Here is a 17,706-nt window from a genome sequence, read left to right on the forward strand (position 1 = left end):
TTCGCTGATCCTCCCGGAGTGGCTGGCTGTAACGAAGATCAACTAAGTGAGTACAAAAAGCGTATGCGACAATCGCGCCCGTTAGTTGGAATCTGCATTATTTCGGGTTGTTTTAGGAAAAAGATAAGAAATTAGAATTAAAATAATTCCTATTGTAAATCCTGTCCAGGTTATGGCATTCATTGTGATATCGGTTAGATTGTAAGCAATTCCCGTGGTGAATAAAACTAGTTTTAGAACAAGTGAGAGCATTACAATCCCAAGTGCAATCCACTGAATAATAATCCGTTTGTTATTATTTTTACTTTTCATAAGACCACCCTTTGATAAAGCATAATTTGATCAGCAAAAATGAGCTTATCTTGCAAATTGGCCCTTTAACGACACAACCCATCTTCCATAATTGAGCCCGATAGCAGAGGTCTAATTTTTATTTACTTTCCAAATTACTGAAATCAAAATAACTGTGAGAATTAACATAAAAAGTGAGATTTGAAGCAAGAATTGTACATTGCCGCCGGAAGGATTGAAATACGAATATATACCAATCCCAATACATGAAACAGCAAGCATTAGTGTTAATGTTCTTAATAAATTCATATTATTTCATTCCCCTTATTGCTACTTTAGCCTGTATGAATAAAATTTCTTTGTAAATGGCTTTCCCAAAGGCTTAATTTTAATACCATTTCCATTAGCAGATTTTTGGCCCGATTGAAGCGTAGTCCTATACAACAAACGCACCCATTACTTGAACAGTAAAATGGGATACTTAGTTTAATGGTCCATATATATCAATAAGTTTACCCGTATAAGCATCAATAACAATTGTTGGCTCTGAGCCGTTAATTTTTATCGTGACTTCCCAATTCATTCTATTTGTTAAGTTGTTCCAGATACCATTCTTTTGATTTAATGATACAACAACATCTTCTAATGCAGTATCATCCCAATTATAGTCTGAAAAATTTTTCCCCACTCCTTTGGTGGATTTTGCAAGTGTTTTTCTGCACTATCTATCGCTTCCCCTGTACTCATAATTGGTAACTGATATGAGTATGAAAAAAACATCACAATAATAATAACTAAAACAAATAACAGTTTTTTCAAATGAACGCTCTCCCTTGTCAATTACCTGGTCGTTATGTAAATCGAAGGCAAACTCCACGATTTGGCCCTATTACTGAAAAGGGTGCAGATTCCTTATACAAGAATCGCGCCCGATTCTTGAGTTATTTTAATTAACGAACAAAAAGATATATAAATCAATAGAAATGTAAACCGTGAATATTAACGGAATTACAAATAGAAACTTACTTTTAGGTGAGAGTTCTTTAATTTTATTTTTAAAAATAAGAGCTAATAAAAACAATGAAATATATAAAACGACGAATAATGATGCTGGGAAAAACAACTGATATACTACTCGATCAATAAATGTTATATCGCCTAGATAATTGGAAGCAGCCATACTACGGCTTATGTCAATATAAATATGACTAGCCCATCTCCAGAAATAAGTAGTTAAAATGCTTATTAGCAATGCTATAAAAACCATATTTCTTACTCCATTTCTAACAATCATTTCTTTAATCTGGCCCGATTGTTGAACAGCAAAAACATTTTTAATCATTTTTTATATAATAATTTTGTCGATTCTAATTCCACATTGCCGTTACCGTATACGCAGGATCCTCTTTTTCTTTTTCTTCATCTTCGCCATCTACTTTTATTAAATCGCCATCTTCAGCACTATCTAAATTTAATTTCTTATGAATCTCTTTCAACAAACCCATCGTAAGAAATCAATCGTTTTCGGAACAAACCCTCTTCTAAATCCTTAACAATTTGCAAATTCCGTTCTTCATCATCTGTTAAATAATCATCAGATTTACATGAACGAACTTGTTATTTTTTTATCAAAAGTGCCGGTATACAAATCAACGAAATTATTGCTAAAAATACCCATATACCGAAAGGGTAGTTGTGAGAATAATTATAAAAAATATATCCAACACACAATATCAGGAAAAAAATAGAGATAACAAGATAAATTATTCTTTTTTTATCGTTCATTTTTTCCATTAACAATTACCCAATCTATATTTTGTTGTTCCCTTATGAGCGTCTCTGGCTACATTAGCTTTGTGCTCTGTATTGAAATATGTAACCAATGTGTAAATTTGACCTATTCCAGGTACCGCTTTGCCTATAGTTTTAAAAGCAGCTTTTATAGTAGCTATTGTTACTTGTTTTTTGCCAATAGCCTTCACTAATTCTCCAAGTCCCTTAGCTGTTCCAACAATAGGTACAGCTGCTTTCTCTTGTGCTATAAGACTGTCAACAATCCTTGTATATTCGTCAAACTTTCTATCTGGAGTTTTGACAATAATATCTAAAGTTCCTAAACGAGAAATGCCCTGATTAGTTTTCCAATTGTGAGCGTATTGGTGTCCGGAAACTATAGGTTTTTTCCCTTGAAAACCAGAAGGCCATACTTGGCTGCATTTCACCATTACAGAGTACTCTGTATCAAGGTTATTCGCATTAATTTCTATTTGCTCTGTCGTGTTATTAATGTTGTCATATACACTCAATGAAAGAATATTATCAACCAATTTGACTGTCGTTGAACTATCTTCGACCAATGTTCTTGAAGATTGAGTAACTCTGTATTTCTTTGTATAAACTACGTCAGCAACAGTTCTTTCTTCATAATCATAAATGAAACCGTTTTCCTCTGTTCTGTAAGACATAAAATCTTCTTCATCTTGAAATACTGTCAATTTATTTTCCAAACTTTCTAAGTCTTGAGCAGCAACTGCTTGAAGCATTGAAGTTTGGGAAATAGCAATCAAAAAAACAACCGTCAATAAAAACATTTTCTTCATTTCTTTTTCACACTCCTTATGGATTTTTTACTCATGATAACCGGATGTTACCACCTAGCTCATTCTGGCCCGTTTGCTTAACAAGCCAATCTCTTACAATCCATTTTAACATAAACCCCCTTTTTTAACTTCGACGTATTAAATTCCCCCGAAATATATTCTCTGGTGCCATCCCACTTATCCATTCATAAGGAAATTTAATAACACAATTAGCTGTGGCGCATTTAGTTATGTGCTGTTGTTAATTTGTTCATCAAATAAAAGGTGATTTACAATCTGCCGTGCTACATATTGTTTACTCCGCATGTACCGCACCTCGTATCTCTTTAAGAACAGCGTGTTACCTATGCCGATGAACTTTTTCAGCCCGTGGCCAAATGAAGTAGGAGAGTGAGACGACCATATCAAGGCCAACGATGAGCGCCCATAACTTCAGCATTTGAGAAAGTGCTTCGGTTTTATTGGTATCTCCAATTAGGTAAATCATGACAAACAAGAACCCGCCACCGATGATAAATGCTAGTACATGTTGCAACGCACCTTTTACGGAATGGCGCGCATGGGCATATCCTGTTTTCTTCGCAGGTTTTGTGCCTTCTTTCTTGACGTAGTAAAGAAAGCGTTCGTCCGCCCAGTGAATCATGCTTTTTCCGAATGCGATCGATACTCCGAGATAGATCGCCGCAATGGCATGAACTTGTGTGGCAACAGCGCCGTTATATAAATCGGTAGCCGTGACGACTAGCAAGAGTAAATCGATGACTGGTGTTAACGCTAGAAAAAATAAGCCGAGCCGTTTTTTGTTGAATACATAGCGTGTAATAAGACCGGCAAGAATAACGACCCAAAAACCTATTTCACAAGCAATAATCAACCAAGCCATGAAATTCATTCGCTCACCTCTTTTAATAGAGTAGTATTGGTTATGTGTATCATAGCATAAACATTCTGAATTGTTTGTGGTCCTGGTACCATTTGAATAGATAGATATGAGATAATAGACACGGAATATGGACTCATATAAGTATTTTATTTTATGGCAGGAGGGATGGTATGGTGAAATCAAAAAGCTTCGAAGAATTTTATTATACTAAAACGGATGAGAATCATTTTATAGAAGAGGTAGTAGATTACGCCATTGCTAATCAGGGCGACTATTCTCCATATGAAGGCTTCATGCGATGTCCCGAATGTGAAATGGCGGATTTGTTTTTAGTGAGTAAATCATCTTCGGCAAGGACCCATTTGAAAAAGAAACCCACTTCGGACCATCGTGAAGGATGCTCTTATATGTATGAGTATGCATCTAAGAAATTGATAGAGAAGTATGTGGAAAGTCTCAACTACGATAAAGTCCAAGATAAGCTGGATTCCATGATGCGCATGCTATTTAAGAATACACATCGACAATCGAGACAGCAGGATCATAACCAGAAAACGACTAAAGAAGAGCAAAATCCGATGTTGATTCATGGGGATAAAACAGAGCTTCAAGAAGTGAAAGCAATCAGAAGAAAAAGTTTAACGAGCTGGATTGACGCATCTGACGGAACAGATATCCGTCTTTTATATGGAAAAGTTAAGTTGGAAGTGACTGAAAAAGAAGCTGTAAATAAAAAAGGGAAGAAATTCACTTATTACTTACTCAAATTATGGACTGAGAATAAGTTAGGCGAATGGAAATATAGAACGCAAATATATAGAGGTTCGAATAAAGATGATGTGATGTTTGATAAAGTGTATCAGATCGCAGTTATCGGGAAATTGAATTTTAAATGGAAATGGTGGCAGATTGATTTGGTCGATCCGTCTGCTGTGCGTATCCGAGAGGTTTGAGTATACACAAGATGTCTGTGAAATTCCATCAACTATAGGGAGTGAAGTCAATGTTTGCAGTGGGACGAGAGGATATGCGACAGATGGATCATTATGCAATTGAAACGCTTGGACTGCCGGGGGCGATTCTTATGGAAAACGCCGGCATGAAAGTGACTGATGAGCTGTTGAAACTGACCCGTGATAAGCCTGACACAAGATTCCTCGTGTTCGCAGGTGCAGGCAATAATGGCGGAGATGGATTTGTTATCGCTCGCCGATTACAGGATGAAGGCAAATCTTGCATGCTTATCGTTACCAATACATCCTCCTTGCAAGGCGATGCGAAAGTTCATTATGATGTCTACAAGAATCGAAAACTTAAAATGGTGCCTTTTATAGAAGAACTTATTCCGGATATAAAGCTATTGTTAAGTGAAAACGTCATCATTGTGGATGCGTTGTTAGGAACAGGATGTACGGGCAAACTACGTGAGCCTGTTCGCTCAGTTATAGAGCTAATCAATTCATCAAGGAGTAGAGTCGTCTCGGTAGATATTCCATCCGGGGTAAATAGCGATACTGGAGAAGTGGCAGATATAGCTATACGAGCGGATCATACGATTACGTTCGTTGCGCCGAAGGTTGGATTCTTCCTGCAGCAAGGTCCAGAGCATATAGGCGAATGGAAAGTGGTTGATATTTCAGTCCCATCTTCTATAGCTGACGAGCTTACACTGGAACTGCCACAAGTGATTACGGAAAACAATGCCATCCACGCGTTGCCGAAACGACCAAAGCACGGACATAAAGGAACATTCGGTCATGTGCTCGTTCTGGGCGGTTCGAAGTCATATGTAGGTGCACCAATCTTCACTGCTAAAGCTGCATTGCATTCGGGTGCGGGGCTTGTGACGCTCGGTGTTCCAGAGGGGATCTATCCGATGGCGGCTACGCAGTTTCCCGAAGCACTGTTTTGGCCAATGGCAGAAACGGGTGGTCATCTCGCTGTAACTTCATGTGAGCAAGAATCATTCAATTCGTATGACGTAGTGGCGGTCGGACCTGGGTTGAGTCGATTTGCAGGCGGTGAAGAGTGGATGAAAAGTCTATGGCATTCATTGGACGGACAAGCGGTTGTAGTCGATGCGGATGGGTTGTATTTATCACGCGATCTGCTGGACATAATTAGTGTATATGATGGCCCTGTAGTGTTTACACCGCATCCTGGTGAAATGGGTGCTTTGCTGAATACGACCGTACAGGACGTGGAAGCGAATCGATTGGATATAGCGAAACAATTTGCGTTGGAGCATCGGCTGTATTTAGTGTTGAAAGGGCATCGTACGGTTATCACGACACCTGAAGGGGAAGTGTATATTAACCCCTTAGGTAGTAGCGCGCTTGGCAAAGGCGGATCGGGGGATGTGCTGACGGGTTTGATCGCCTCATTCCTTGCTCAAGGAGCTAAACCAAAACAAGCGTTGATTGCGGCAACTTACTTGCATGCGTCAGCTGGTGAAAATCAGTCGGCTCTTCATTCGGAATATGGCGTGACTGCACCTGATATTATTGAAGGTAGCAGAAAGTTATTACATGATTGGACAACAAACTAGTAAGTGAATAAGGAGGATTTTATTATGATCAATGAAACGGATTTACAGCATTTACAAAGATGTGTGGAGTTGGCGAAAGAAGCAGTAGACCACGGTGATCAGCCGTTTGGTTCGGTACTTGTTTCAGCTGAAGGCAAGGTGTTGGCTGAGGATCGTAATCGGGTAGGAAACGGTGACGCGACGCAACATCCTGAATTTGCTTTGGCACGTTGGGCTGGCGAAAATATGACAGCTGAAGAAAAGAAAAACGCAGTCGTCTATACTTCCGGAGAGCATTGTCCGATGTGCTCGGCTGCTCATGGATTAGTCGGTCTAGGGAAAATCGTGTATGCGAGTTCATCCAAACAGTTATCAGAGTGGAAGAAAGAACTGGGGGTCGAATCCCAAAGCATTCAATCGATTCCGATCGAGGGTGTCATTTTGAACGCGGAAGTGGTAGGGCCTGTTCCAGAACTAGCAGAGCAAGTTCATGAGCTGCATCGCCAGTATCACGCGAAGCAACGGTGATATATAGGAAAAGATGATGATGTCAAAAGCCTATCAGTTTAAACTGGTGGGCTTTTGTGTGTGAAAAGACAAATTCAATGCAGCTTAGAAGTAGGTTGACTATATTTCATTATTTACTCGTATGCTCGTGTGTTGAAGCATTGTGTATATTTTGTTTCGCACTTCAAATAATTAGAGAATTCTATGTACAGTTTGCGTTATTCCATAGTATGATAGATTCATAAAATGCTAAATTCTACTAGAAATTGATTACTATTGTGGGGGCAATGAAAGATGTCCAATGAAATCAGTCGCCACATATTATCCATTCACACAGTTTACACGTACATATAGTCAATCGGAAGGGGTTGGGAAGAATGGAAAAGAGGAGTACTAGTTCCACAAACGCTAAAAGCAATAAAAATAAAATCATTTTAACTATATTATCCGTGGCAGTCATTGCGGTAAGTGTATTTTTATTCACTGTCATTAAAGACAATAAAACGATCAAGCAAGCAGATTCATTGGTTGCGATAGGAAAGTATGAAAATGGCATCGCAATCTATGACACGGTGCTGACGAAGAAATACTCGGACGATGTAATGGCAAAGCGTGAAAATGCGATTGAATTAATGGAAGCAAATGAAAATTATGAGCGAGGCATGGAGTCACTAGATCATAATGATCGATACAAAGCGCTGAAGTATTTTTCAAAAGTGCCTGAGAACGATACCAAATTATATGAAAAAGCAACAACTGAATTACAAGACATTGAAGATGTGACTGCTGCCGAAATTGAAGAATTGATAGGGGATCAAGAATTCGATGAAGCACATGACATCGTGAATGCGTATCTGAAAGCAGCTCCAGGCTCTGCAAGAATCAGCAATTTAAAGGACACTTTACTAGCTATAGAAAAAGATGTTACTAAGAAAAACGCCGTAGCTAAAGCAGAAGAAGATCAAAAGATTGCACAAGCGAAGAGCGAAGAAGAAAAACAGGCAAAAGCGATTGAAGATGAAAAGAGAAAACAAGAAGCCATAGCCATAGCAAGTGCTAAAAGTAAGGAAACAGGTAAGTGGGAATTAGAACAAGCGAGAATAACGGGTGCTAATTTGGTGAATAAAACTCTTTATACAACGAGTAAAATCGCCAATCTAAGAGATGCGCCTACTTTAGGTGGGAATGTGGGAATAGTATTGTATAAAGGAACTGAAGTATATATTTTGGAGACGCACGTAGAGAGTGCTAGTAGAACGTGGTGTAAAGTGAGAGCCTACACAAATGAAGGTTCTTACGTGGGATGGATTTCGTACAATACGATGAATAACAGTATTCCTTAAAATGAAGGGTGAGCGACTCACTATGAATAATCGAACGAAGAAAGAGCAAAAATTACTAGATCAAGTGGTTGGATTTATTATTGTGTCTGCCGGTACGCCGTTTTCAAGTTTCAGGTAGGCAGTGACGTATACACCTACATGACGTGCGCATGGTAGATCGAGAAGCATTGATTCGACTAAGTATCGAAATGAAAAGAAATGTACAGATTACAGCTTAAAATATATGTTTATTCAACCTATCAGATAAATAATCTGGTAGGTTTTTGTGCTACTGCCCATATTCATTCACTTCCTACGTATCGTCATACTGCGAAACTTGATGAGTTTACTCCCTTTTTGTAGTATGATGCATAGAGAGTTGGAATTCGAAAACAAATTATGCGGGGGTACGACATGAATTATGGGGATCCGTTAAACAATAAAAACATTGAACCAGATAGAACGATTTATAACAGTGAGGGCTTCGATAGACAAGGGTTCAATAAGTTTGGTTATGATCGTCATGGGTTTAATGAACATGGATATAATGCTAGTGGTTTTGATAAATATGGTTTTGATGCACAGGGCTTCGATAAAAACGGCTATGACAATCAAGGCTATGATAAAGAAGGCTTTAAGGCAACGGGCTTTAATAAAGCAGGCTTTGATCGGACGGGTTATGATCGCTACGGCTATGATGCAAACGGTTATAATAAGAACGGTTATAACGTGCAAGGCTATGACAAAGACGGCTATAAAGCGGATGGCTTCAATCGCCAAGGCTATCACAAAAATGGCTATAACAAAGAAGGTTATGATGTCAACGGCTTCAATCGGGCAGGATTCAATAAACAAGGCTATGATAAATATGGCTTCAATAAATACGGTGTCAGTGCACAAGGTTATCGGACAGACGGGTTTAATAACTTGGGTTACGATAAGAACGGCTTCAATCGTCAAGGCTATAATAAATTTGGTTACGATAAAAGAGGCTTCAATCGCGATCGCAAGCATATGAATGGCACGATGTATGATGGCAGCGGTTTTGATTTCCAAGGTGTCCATAAAAATAACAGTTCATTTGACGAACAAGGGTATGACCAAGAAGGCTTTGATGAACAAGGTTTTAATAGAAGAGGATACAACCGTGAAGGTTTTACACGGGATGGTGGCCATATCAGCGAAAAAACGTATGATGAAGCGGGTTATGATCAGCATGGGTACAATCGAGATGGTTTTGACAAAGCAGGGTACAATGCATCCGGCTTTAATTCGCTCGGCTACGATAGTGAAGGCTATGATGTAAATGGTTTCAATAAGCATGGCATCGACCGCGAAGGTTATAATCGCGATGGCTTCAATAAAGCAGGCGTCGACCGAGAAGGCTTTGGCAAGAACGGCCGAAACCGACAAGGCTATGACAAGAAAGGCTTTAATCTGCAAGGATATGATAAGAATGGCTTCAATAAAGACGGCTATAATCGTTTCGGCTATGATCCACACGGTTTCAATCGGGATGGCAAACATGCGAACGGTACGAAATATGATACTAAAGGATTCGATTGCAACGGCTTTACTCCTCAAGGGATTCACCGAAACGGGACGGATCGCGATGATGAAGGATACGACAAGTCGGGCTATGATGAAGAGCGCTATGACCGAAGAGGCTTTAATAAGTTAGGCTACGATAGAAATGGTTATGATAAATATGGCTATGATAAATCGGGGTTTAGGGCGGATTCGAAATAGGATTCTTGTTTAACTTTGATAGAATTTTATAAGTGATGGTTGTAATAAGTTCAACACCCCAAATTTCAGGTAGAGTTTGGGGTGTTTGTAATTTGTAAAAGATATCTGTACATAAAAATCAAACTGTAAGCCTCTCCGTATAAAAAACATGAGGAGTGTATAAGTGAAGATATTCAAGCTATGTGTAGTCGTATTATTTATCATTTTATTTCCCGATGTGTCATCCGCTGAAGAGAATACTGTGACGAAGATTATCGATCCTTATACTATAGAAGTCAATGACACGAATCGAATTCATCTTTATGGCATCTCGACTAGTATGTTCGAAGAGTATGAAGAGTTTAAAGGGAATTTTGAAGAGGCTCCACTAAAAATAGAAACTAAAAAAATAAAAGACGCAGTACTGTTTGTGGAGGATATAGTTACTTTTGATCAGCAAGATGCTGTAAATGAAATTGAAAAGATTCTATTAAACAAAACTATTTACTTGAAGGAAGTTGAACAGGACGACTATCTCATATCTTTTTCAGCTGATGATGATCTAACTATAAATGAGTTAATTGTTGCGGAAGGTTTAGCTAATATGGACGACCTAATTAAACCAGAATATAAAATGCGTTTTTTACATGCGGAAAAGATGGCTAAAGATAATCAATCAGGGATTTGGGGCATCCGTTATCAAAGCAAGTCGATAAGCAATTCGGAAGTTATTATGGGGAAAGGAATATATAAAGTATTAGCGGTAATTAGTATAGTTAACTTGATGTACTTGCTATTCACTATAAAACAGTTATCAAATATTCCGAGTTGGTCAGGACTGTTCTATGGATTCATTTCCTTATTGTTTATTCCTTTTCCAGTGATCATAGTAGCGATTCAATATAAAATGGCTGCTAAGATATATTTAGGAATCTGTTTAATTATCATACTAGTTATTTTTTACATTCTATCTAAATTCATATTGAAACACATAGAAATATTGAATATCAAGAAGTTAAGTGCCCTCATTGTCGGGTCAGTCCTAGTAGTTATTTCTTATTTTACATTTGTCTATGCTGTATTTGATAATCCACGAATAGTTCATATAACTCAAGAGGATTTCTTTTCGGGAAAAATATACACTGACGACAAAGAAGTTATAGGAGATCATATTTCCGTAAATGGCGGGGCAGATCATCTGAATGATTTAGGTGATTATCTATATTTAAGTGGCACTACTTTCTTTGGTGGATCGTATGGTGATGTAATTCCTAATGGAAATATACGCTTTATAGTTGTGTTAGAAATGTTTATTGGTTTCTTATTACAATTACTTTTCTTTAGTATAGTGATCAACCTTATTTACGATAAATTTATCAAAAGTAAAAATATAGTTGAGGAAACGAATACACAAGGTGAAAAGGACATAATGGAACGAGAAGATAAAGAGTGCCAAGTCGAAGAGGTACCACTTAAAATAAGTGCGAGAGTAAGTCTAGACAGAGAAACTACTAAATTGTCTGCGATTTTAGCGACATGTATAGTCTTGTTTCTGGAAATATGTAAGAGTAAAAAAGATTGAATGATCTATATTTAGATATTTAATAGAGAAAACAAGACACCCGAAACTTCAGTTGAAGTTTCGGGTGTCTTTGATTAATTCTTACATAAATACTCCTCTAACCACTTCAACGCATCATCCTTGGAGGCAATATCTCCATTTAGCTGACTCACTTCCAGAAGGAGCAAGATCTTAGCGAATGCTGGTCCAGGCTTGAGTCCGGCTTTCATTAAATCGCCACCCGACAATAGATTTTGAAGTTGGTTGCGTTTGTACAGATAATCAATGACGGATTCCAGATGCGCTACTTCATCCGCCACTAGGATAAACAGGATTGCTTCGTCAGAAAAATCGTGAAGGAACAAGTGGTAGTCTCCAGATTGTTTTGCTGCATTCCATTGATCATGCCGCTGCAATGCCGTGATTTCTTCCAACAGCTTCCTACGGTTTTTTCGCAGTGTGAATTTTTCCGCTGCATACAAGCTATCATTACAGTAGAACGGCAACAGGAAGTAATTGAACCAGCTTGGTTTTTCACCGATTTTCAGATTCGCGATTTGACGTACTTGTTCGTTGTACAGCTTTTCTAAGTTACTAGCGACCATTACGGAAGCACCTAACTGTTTCTCGCTGACACCAAACTGTTGCCAAACTTTTAGTTCAAATAGGCGACGAATGACTTCTTGTGGTCTGCCTTCTGTGAATAAACGAATCATTTCTTCATTAATACGCTGCGGTGACAAGTGGATGACTTTATCAATTGATTCCAGTGCCAATTTTTCTGTTTGCTCATCCATCGAGAAACCGAAACGTTCTTCAAAGCGTACCGCACGGAAAATACGTGTCGGGTCTTCAATGAAACTAATATTATGGAGAATCTTGATTTTCTTTTGGCGCAAGTCTTCTTGTCCGCCAAACGGATCGATCAACTCACCAAACGCTTCTGTATTCAAACGGATTGCCATCGCATTGATCGTGAAATCACGTCGTTGCAGATCATCTTCGAGGATGGAGATTTCAACTTCAGGTAAAGCAGCTGGCTGTTCGTAATATTCGAGCCTTGACGATACCATATCAATGGATAGGCCGGACGGGGTATTCCACGTCGCAGTGCCGAAGCTTTCATGTTCCACTACTTCGCCGCCATGGGTTTCCATCATACTTTTCGCCAGTTCGATTCCATTGCCTTCCGCCACAATATCGATGTCATAATTCGGCTTGTCGAGTAAAATATCCCGTACAATCCCACCGATTAAGTAGGCAGGTGTATGGATGCGGCTAGCCGTTTCGCCGATGTCTTTCAGCAATTGCGAAACTTCTTCACTCATATGCTTGTCCATCTTTTCAATCAGATCAGTGGTAGGGGACGTGTTTTCTGTTTGCTTGTCAGCTGTCATATCGCTATAGAGCACTTCGATAATATTCGACCGTGTGACAATCCCAACGATTTCTCCGTCAATTAGCACAGGTAAGCGACCGATATTATGCTCGATGACGAGTTCCTGTATTTCTTCAAGTGAAGCATCGGGTCCGATTGAATAGATTTTAGTCGTCATATATGCCTTCACCGGTGCATGACCGAGTCCGTGGTGATTTGCTTTATCTAGATCACGTCTCGTAATTAAACCGACCAATTTATTGTTTTCGACGACAGGGTAGCCTGAATGCCCGTATCGATACATGCGATGGCCTGCTTCTTCAATCGTTGTATCAGGCGTTAGTGTTTTGACAGGCGACGTCATCAACTCTTTTGCAGTAATCGCAGGGCGCAACATTGTACTCATACTATTGTTGATTTCCTCAAGAATGGCGTCTTTATCTCCTTTTTTCACAGTGGCGGAACCTGCATGCTTGTGACCTCCGCCGCCTAGTTTTTTCAGGATAGGTTGCAGTGTAATACGTTCAGAATTTGCACGCCCTACGACGCATACAGTATTTTTCATTTTGACGACAGTAATGACCGCATCCGTTCCTTTCACACCCAGTACTTTGGTGGTAATCAATGCCAAACCGTTCAAGAAGCTATCCAACTCATGCGTACTGACTGCAATTTCAAGACCATCGACTTCATGAATTTCTGTATGTGTAAGCAATTGATCCAACAAATCTTGCTGGTCTGAAGTTAATGATTCCTCCGCGAAACTGCCAACCATCTCAAGGCTCATTCCTTGTTCGAGTAAATATGCAGCAGCTTTCATGTCACGGACCGTTGTATTCGCGTATGTAAAGTTTCCTGTGTCTGTATACAAGCCGAGACCGAATAAGGAAGCCTCAAAACTTGTGATCGATACGTTCTTTCTCTGGATTTCCTCAAGAAGCAATGTCACAGCAGCCCCTGTAAGTTCCACAGTCCCTTCATCGTATGCTAGGTCCTTTTCGCCTTTTTGATGGTGGTCATAAATAATGACTTTGCGTTTTGAGACGTCGAAATCATCGGGGAGTCTACCGATTCTAGAAAGTGAAGCGACGTCCACGATAATCATTTCTGTTACTTGATTCCAATCAATACGAGCGCTTGGCACGAAGTCGAAGACATCTCGGTAAATATTCAAGAAACGTTGTACGCGACCTTCCAGCTTATCGGAAATGATCAACTGTGCATCCGGATACAGCTTTTTCGCTGCAATCATTGAAGCGAGCGCGTCAAAGTCAGTATTGACGTGTGATGTAATAATTTGCACTGATAGTCCCCCTAGACAATATGTGAGTTAGTAAAAAAATAACCACCCTCTGCTCTGCCTGAGTGGAAGGTGGTTATTTTTCGCGTTAAATAGTGTAATAGGTACAGTTTATCAGTTTCATTCAAAATGTTCAATTGAGTCTAATCTATGGTGCTTTTTAACCCATATAGACACTATCACAAGTCCCAGGTTGCGGTTCATAGAAACAGTGATTTTTAAATTGCCCTGTAAACGGCTGACCATACCAAGTAGGCGGGCAAGGGGCGTATGGATTAAAATACCATAGCGCATAGTGGGCAGGATGTTGACGCCAGTTTGTTAGAGTCCGTTCAGCTAATCTTTTTTCTGATTCTCTTGCACGTTGGTAGAACAAGTTTCCTTTTTGTACGGCTTCGAATGAATAATTATTTCCTTGTATTTGGAAGATTACATCGTTGATCGAACGCACATCCCTGAAGTCCAGACAATCGGCTACTGCGCGATTAACAATAACATTTCCAACATATAGCATTCCTTGGTTACCTTCCGCCTCGGCTTCCGCTCTCATCATTCTTGCCATTAAGTCGACATCTGAATTTCGATATTTGACTCTCGCCATAGTTTTCACCTCACTCATAGTGTATGAAAAAGAGGGGTGATGATGTGCCATTTTAGGAAATAGTTATAGGAATGAAAATAAATATACTAGCGAACGTTGAATCGCTAATGTAGATTACTGTCTAAAAATGAAATATGCAGGTTTAATAGATTGAAATAGATACACTGAACATTTCACTGTACATAGTACTCTAAAATATTTAGAATAGTAAATTACTATTGTGATATTATTTATATCTTCTGATCGCATTGTCTACATGTACAAATTCATACATCTGTGCATACGCATTCAAATTATTAATTATTGTGTATATATGAAGAGTGCAACGGTGTTGTAGAAGTGATGTATTCATACAAAAAAGGAGGACAAGCTCATGGCAGATAATAATACAAATAACCCCAAAAACACAAATGAAGTTTCAGATCCGGGCCGCCGCAGTTTCGTCAAGAACACAGGAATTGCTGTCGGTGGGGTAGCCGGTGGTGCGTTGCTTGGAGGACTATTTACAAGCCGCTCTAAAAATAACAACAACGCGAATTCCACTGCGGACAAAGGAACAGCTAAAGAGAAGCGTTATGAAGAAGCGCGTATGTATTTCACGCGCATGGCGGACTTTGCTATTTTGGAGCAAGCCGTTGAGCGAATCTTCCCTGAAGACGATAACGGTCCTGGTGCTATAGAGTTAGGCGTTCCGTATTATATTGACAAGCAACTTGCGGGTCCTTACGGGTCTAACGTTGGCGATTACAGACAAGGTCCCTTTAAAGGTCCTAAAACTTCCGCAGCAGATTCAAGCCTAGATCGTGGGCAGATTTTCATTAATGGACTGCGTGCAATGGATATGGAGAGCCAAAAGAGATTCGATACGAATTTCATTAAAGCAACAGAAGATCAACAATTAGAAATCATGACGGACTTTGCAGATGACAAAGTAGAAGTAAAAGGAATTACCTCAAAGGCATTCTTTGCACTATTGCGTTCAACTACGCTTGAAGGAGCGTACTGTGATCCCTTATATGGTGGTAACCGAGATATGAAAGGCTGGAAAATGAAAGAATATCCAGGAGCTATCGCATCTTACGCCAACATGATCGAAGAAGATAAATTTATTAAAATGGATCAGGTCAGCCTGACGGATTATCAACCTAAATAAACTTTAGGAAAGGGGAGAACAGAATGGTAAAAACATTGGAAAAAGTAGATGTAGTAGTCGTAGGTTCAGGCTGGGCAGGCGGTATTGCAGCAGCTGAATTAACGAAAAAAGGATATAAAGTAGTAGGTCTGGAGAGAGGTAAGGCACAGAAACGAGACGATTTCGTCGGTTCAAAAGATGAATTGCGTTATGATGTGCGGAAACTCATGTTCCAGGAATTGAACAAGGAAACATTGACGATTCGTAATACGCTGGATGAAACTGCGACACCAAACCGTAGTAACGATACGAATGCTATTAATGGTACTGCTACTGGCGGTTCAGGTGTTCACTGGAACGGTATGGTTTATCGCTGGCTTCCGACAGATTTCGAAATTCGCACGAAGACTGTGGAAAAGTATGGAGAGGAAATCATTCCGAAAGATATGCAACTTCAGGACTGGGGTATAAAATACGACGAACTAGAAAAGTATTATGACCAGTTTGAAAAAACGGGAGGCATCTCTGGGGAGCCCGATCCATTGCGACCAGGTCAGCGTTCAGATGATTATCCTACACCACCGATGAAAGAAACGGATATCATTCGTACATTCACGAAAGCAGCGAAAGATTTAGGGTATCACCCGTATCGTATTGCTTCTGCCAACATTTCAGAAACATATACAAATCCAGACGGCGAAACAATTAATGCGTGTGTTTACTGTGCATTTTGTGAATCGTTTGGCTGTGATTTTGGAGCGAAAGCGGATCCAATCGCTACGGTCTTGGCTACTGCCAATAAAACGGGTAATTATGAGTTACGCAATAATTCATATGCAGTCCGAATTGTACATGAAAATGGAAAAGCTGTCGGTATCAAATATGTAGATACCGAAACAGGTGATGAGTTCATCCAACCGGCTGATCTAGTCGTAGTGGCAGGATTTACATTTACGAATACACGTTTAATGCTTTTATCGGAAATCGGGAAACCGTATAATCCGAAAGATGGAACGGGTGTTATCGGTAGTCACTTGACAGCACACCAACGTAACTTGACGCACACACGCGTACGTGGATTCTTCGATGAGAAGAAATTCAACCGCTATGCAGGTACCGGTGCACTTGGTGTGACGATGGATGATTTCAACGTGGAGCAACTGGATCATACGAAACTCGATTTCTTGCATGGTTTCTGTTTGCGTACGTCTCAAAGAGGAGATCGACCGATTACGAATAACCACGTTCCGGCAGGTGTTCCTTCTTGGGGGAAAGAATTTAAAGACAAGTCCATTTTCTATGCAAACCGTCGTATAGACGTTCAGCAACAAAATGGTGCACTCGCTTGGCGTGAAAACTATATGGACTTAGATCCAACGTATACAGATATGTTTGGTGATCCATTGCTGCGCGTTACGAGCAAGTTCCATGACCAAGACCGCAACATTGTCCGATATGCTCACCAAAGAGGAAAAGAGTTACTAGAGCAAATGGGCGCGGATTATATTACAGTTCCTGAAATTACGGATGAAACAGAATTTGATAAGACATCACTTTCCGATCATACGGGTGGCGGCGTCATCATGGGAGACAATCCTGAAACATCTGCTGTCAATAACTATTCACAAGTATGGGATATGGATAATTTATTCGTAGTAGGGGCATCTTCATTCCCATTGATGGGTAGCTCCAATCCTACAGCGACAGTTGGTGCTCTCGCGTATCGTGCTGCTGAAGGAATGATCAAGTTCCTCGAGGACGGCGGAGGCCAGTTGGTCAAAAAGGAAGAAAGCGCAAAAGCGTAAACTAATTAAAGATATGACGTGGGGGGAGAGGGAGATCGAAGCCTCTCTCCTTTCTTTATATAGATTATAGC

General features: G+C 39.7%; 14 protein-coding genes. 8 read left to right on the forward strand and 6 right to left on the reverse strand.

The window, feature by feature from the left end:
• Positions 1-772: 772 nt before the first annotated feature.
• The 4 genes from CSV69_RS16690 to CSV69_RS12080 all read right to left on the reverse strand — a co-directional run bounded on the left by CSV69_RS16690 (position 773) and on the right by CSV69_RS12080 (position 3,783).
• Complete coding sequence (locus CSV69_RS16690) at positions 773-979, reverse strand: PepSY domain-containing protein (RefSeq protein WP_143560831.1); 207 nt, start codon at positions 977-979, stop codon at positions 773-775.
• A gap of 679 nt (positions 980-1,658) precedes the next feature.
• On the reverse strand, positions 1,659-1,796 hold the full coding sequence (locus CSV69_RS12070) for a hypothetical protein (protein WP_233192389.1): 138 nt from the start codon (positions 1,794-1,796) through the stop codon (positions 1,659-1,661).
• A gap of 288 nt (positions 1,797-2,084) precedes the next feature.
• Positions 2,085-2,891, reverse strand: coding sequence for a hypothetical protein (locus CSV69_RS12075; RefSeq protein WP_099693545.1), 807 nt, complete (start codon positions 2,889-2,891; stop codon positions 2,085-2,087).
• A 340-nt stretch (positions 2,892-3,231) separates the two neighbouring features.
• A complete protein-coding gene (locus CSV69_RS12080) occupies positions 3,232-3,783 on the reverse strand; it encodes a hypothetical protein (RefSeq protein WP_085426860.1) in 552 nt (183 codons plus the stop codon).
• Positions 3,784-3,944: 161 nt separating this feature from the next.
• On the opposite strand from CSV69_RS12080, the gene CSV69_RS12085 reads away from it, so the two are divergent.
• The 6 genes from CSV69_RS12085 (at position 3,945) to CSV69_RS12110 (ending at position 11,440) form a co-directional block, all read left to right on the forward strand.
• A complete protein-coding gene (locus CSV69_RS12085) occupies positions 3,945-4,727 on the forward strand; it encodes a hypothetical protein (RefSeq protein ID WP_099693546.1) in 783 nt (260 codons plus the stop codon).
• Between the two features lie 50 nt (positions 4,728-4,777).
• Positions 4,778-6,322: an NAD(P)H-hydrate dehydratase gene (locus CSV69_RS12090; RefSeq protein WP_099693547.1), complete on the forward strand. Its 1,545-nt coding sequence runs from the start codon at positions 4,778-4,780 to the stop codon at positions 6,320-6,322.
• 24 nt (positions 6,323-6,346) lie between these two features.
• Positions 6,347-6,829, forward strand: a complete 483-nt coding sequence (locus tag CSV69_RS12095) for a nucleoside deaminase (RefSeq protein ID WP_099693548.1) — start codon at positions 6,347-6,349, stop codon at positions 6,827-6,829.
• A gap of 356 nt (positions 6,830-7,185) precedes the next feature.
• Positions 7,186-8,151 (forward strand): SH3 domain-containing protein, encoded by a 966-nt coding sequence (locus CSV69_RS12100; protein WP_099693549.1) that lies wholly within the window; start codon positions 7,186-7,188, stop codon positions 8,149-8,151.
• Between the two features lie 393 nt (positions 8,152-8,544).
• Positions 8,545-9,879, forward strand: a complete 1,335-nt coding sequence (locus CSV69_RS12105) for a hypothetical protein (protein WP_085426854.1) — start codon at positions 8,545-8,547, stop codon at positions 9,877-9,879.
• A 163-nt stretch (positions 9,880-10,042) separates the two neighbouring features.
• Entirely contained in the window at positions 10,043-11,440 is a 1,398-nt protein-coding gene (locus CSV69_RS12110; protein WP_099693550.1) for a thermonuclease family protein, read from the forward strand.
• Positions 11,441-11,514: 74 nt separating this feature from the next.
• Here the strand turns inward: CSV69_RS12110 and CSV69_RS12115 are convergent, their stop codons facing one another.
• Together CSV69_RS12115 and CSV69_RS12120 are read right to left on the reverse strand one after the other, a co-directional pair.
• Entirely contained in the window at positions 11,515-14,100 is a 2,586-nt protein-coding gene (locus tag CSV69_RS12115; RefSeq protein WP_099693551.1) for a CBS domain-containing protein, read from the reverse strand.
• 157 nt (positions 14,101-14,257) lie between these two features.
• A complete protein-coding gene (locus CSV69_RS12120; protein WP_085426851.1) occupies positions 14,258-14,698 on the reverse strand; it encodes a cell wall hydrolase in 441 nt (146 codons plus the stop codon).
• A gap of 373 nt (positions 14,699-15,071) precedes the next feature.
• Between CSV69_RS12120 and CSV69_RS12125 the strand changes: the two genes are divergently transcribed.
• Complete coding sequence (locus CSV69_RS12125) at positions 15,072-15,851, forward strand: gluconate 2-dehydrogenase subunit 3 family protein (RefSeq protein ID WP_099625710.1); 780 nt, start codon at positions 15,072-15,074, stop codon at positions 15,849-15,851.
• A 23-nt stretch (positions 15,852-15,874) separates the two neighbouring features.
• A complete protein-coding gene (locus CSV69_RS12130) occupies positions 15,875-17,635 on the forward strand; it encodes a GMC family oxidoreductase (RefSeq protein WP_099693552.1) in 1,761 nt (586 codons plus the stop codon).
• The last annotated feature ends 71 nt before the right edge of the window (positions 17,636-17,706 follow it).

The sequence above is a fragment of the Sporosarcina sp. P26b genome, from assembly GCF_002743245.1.
Lineage (GTDB): Bacteria > Bacillota > Bacilli > Bacillales_A > Planococcaceae > Sporosarcina > Sporosarcina ureae_C.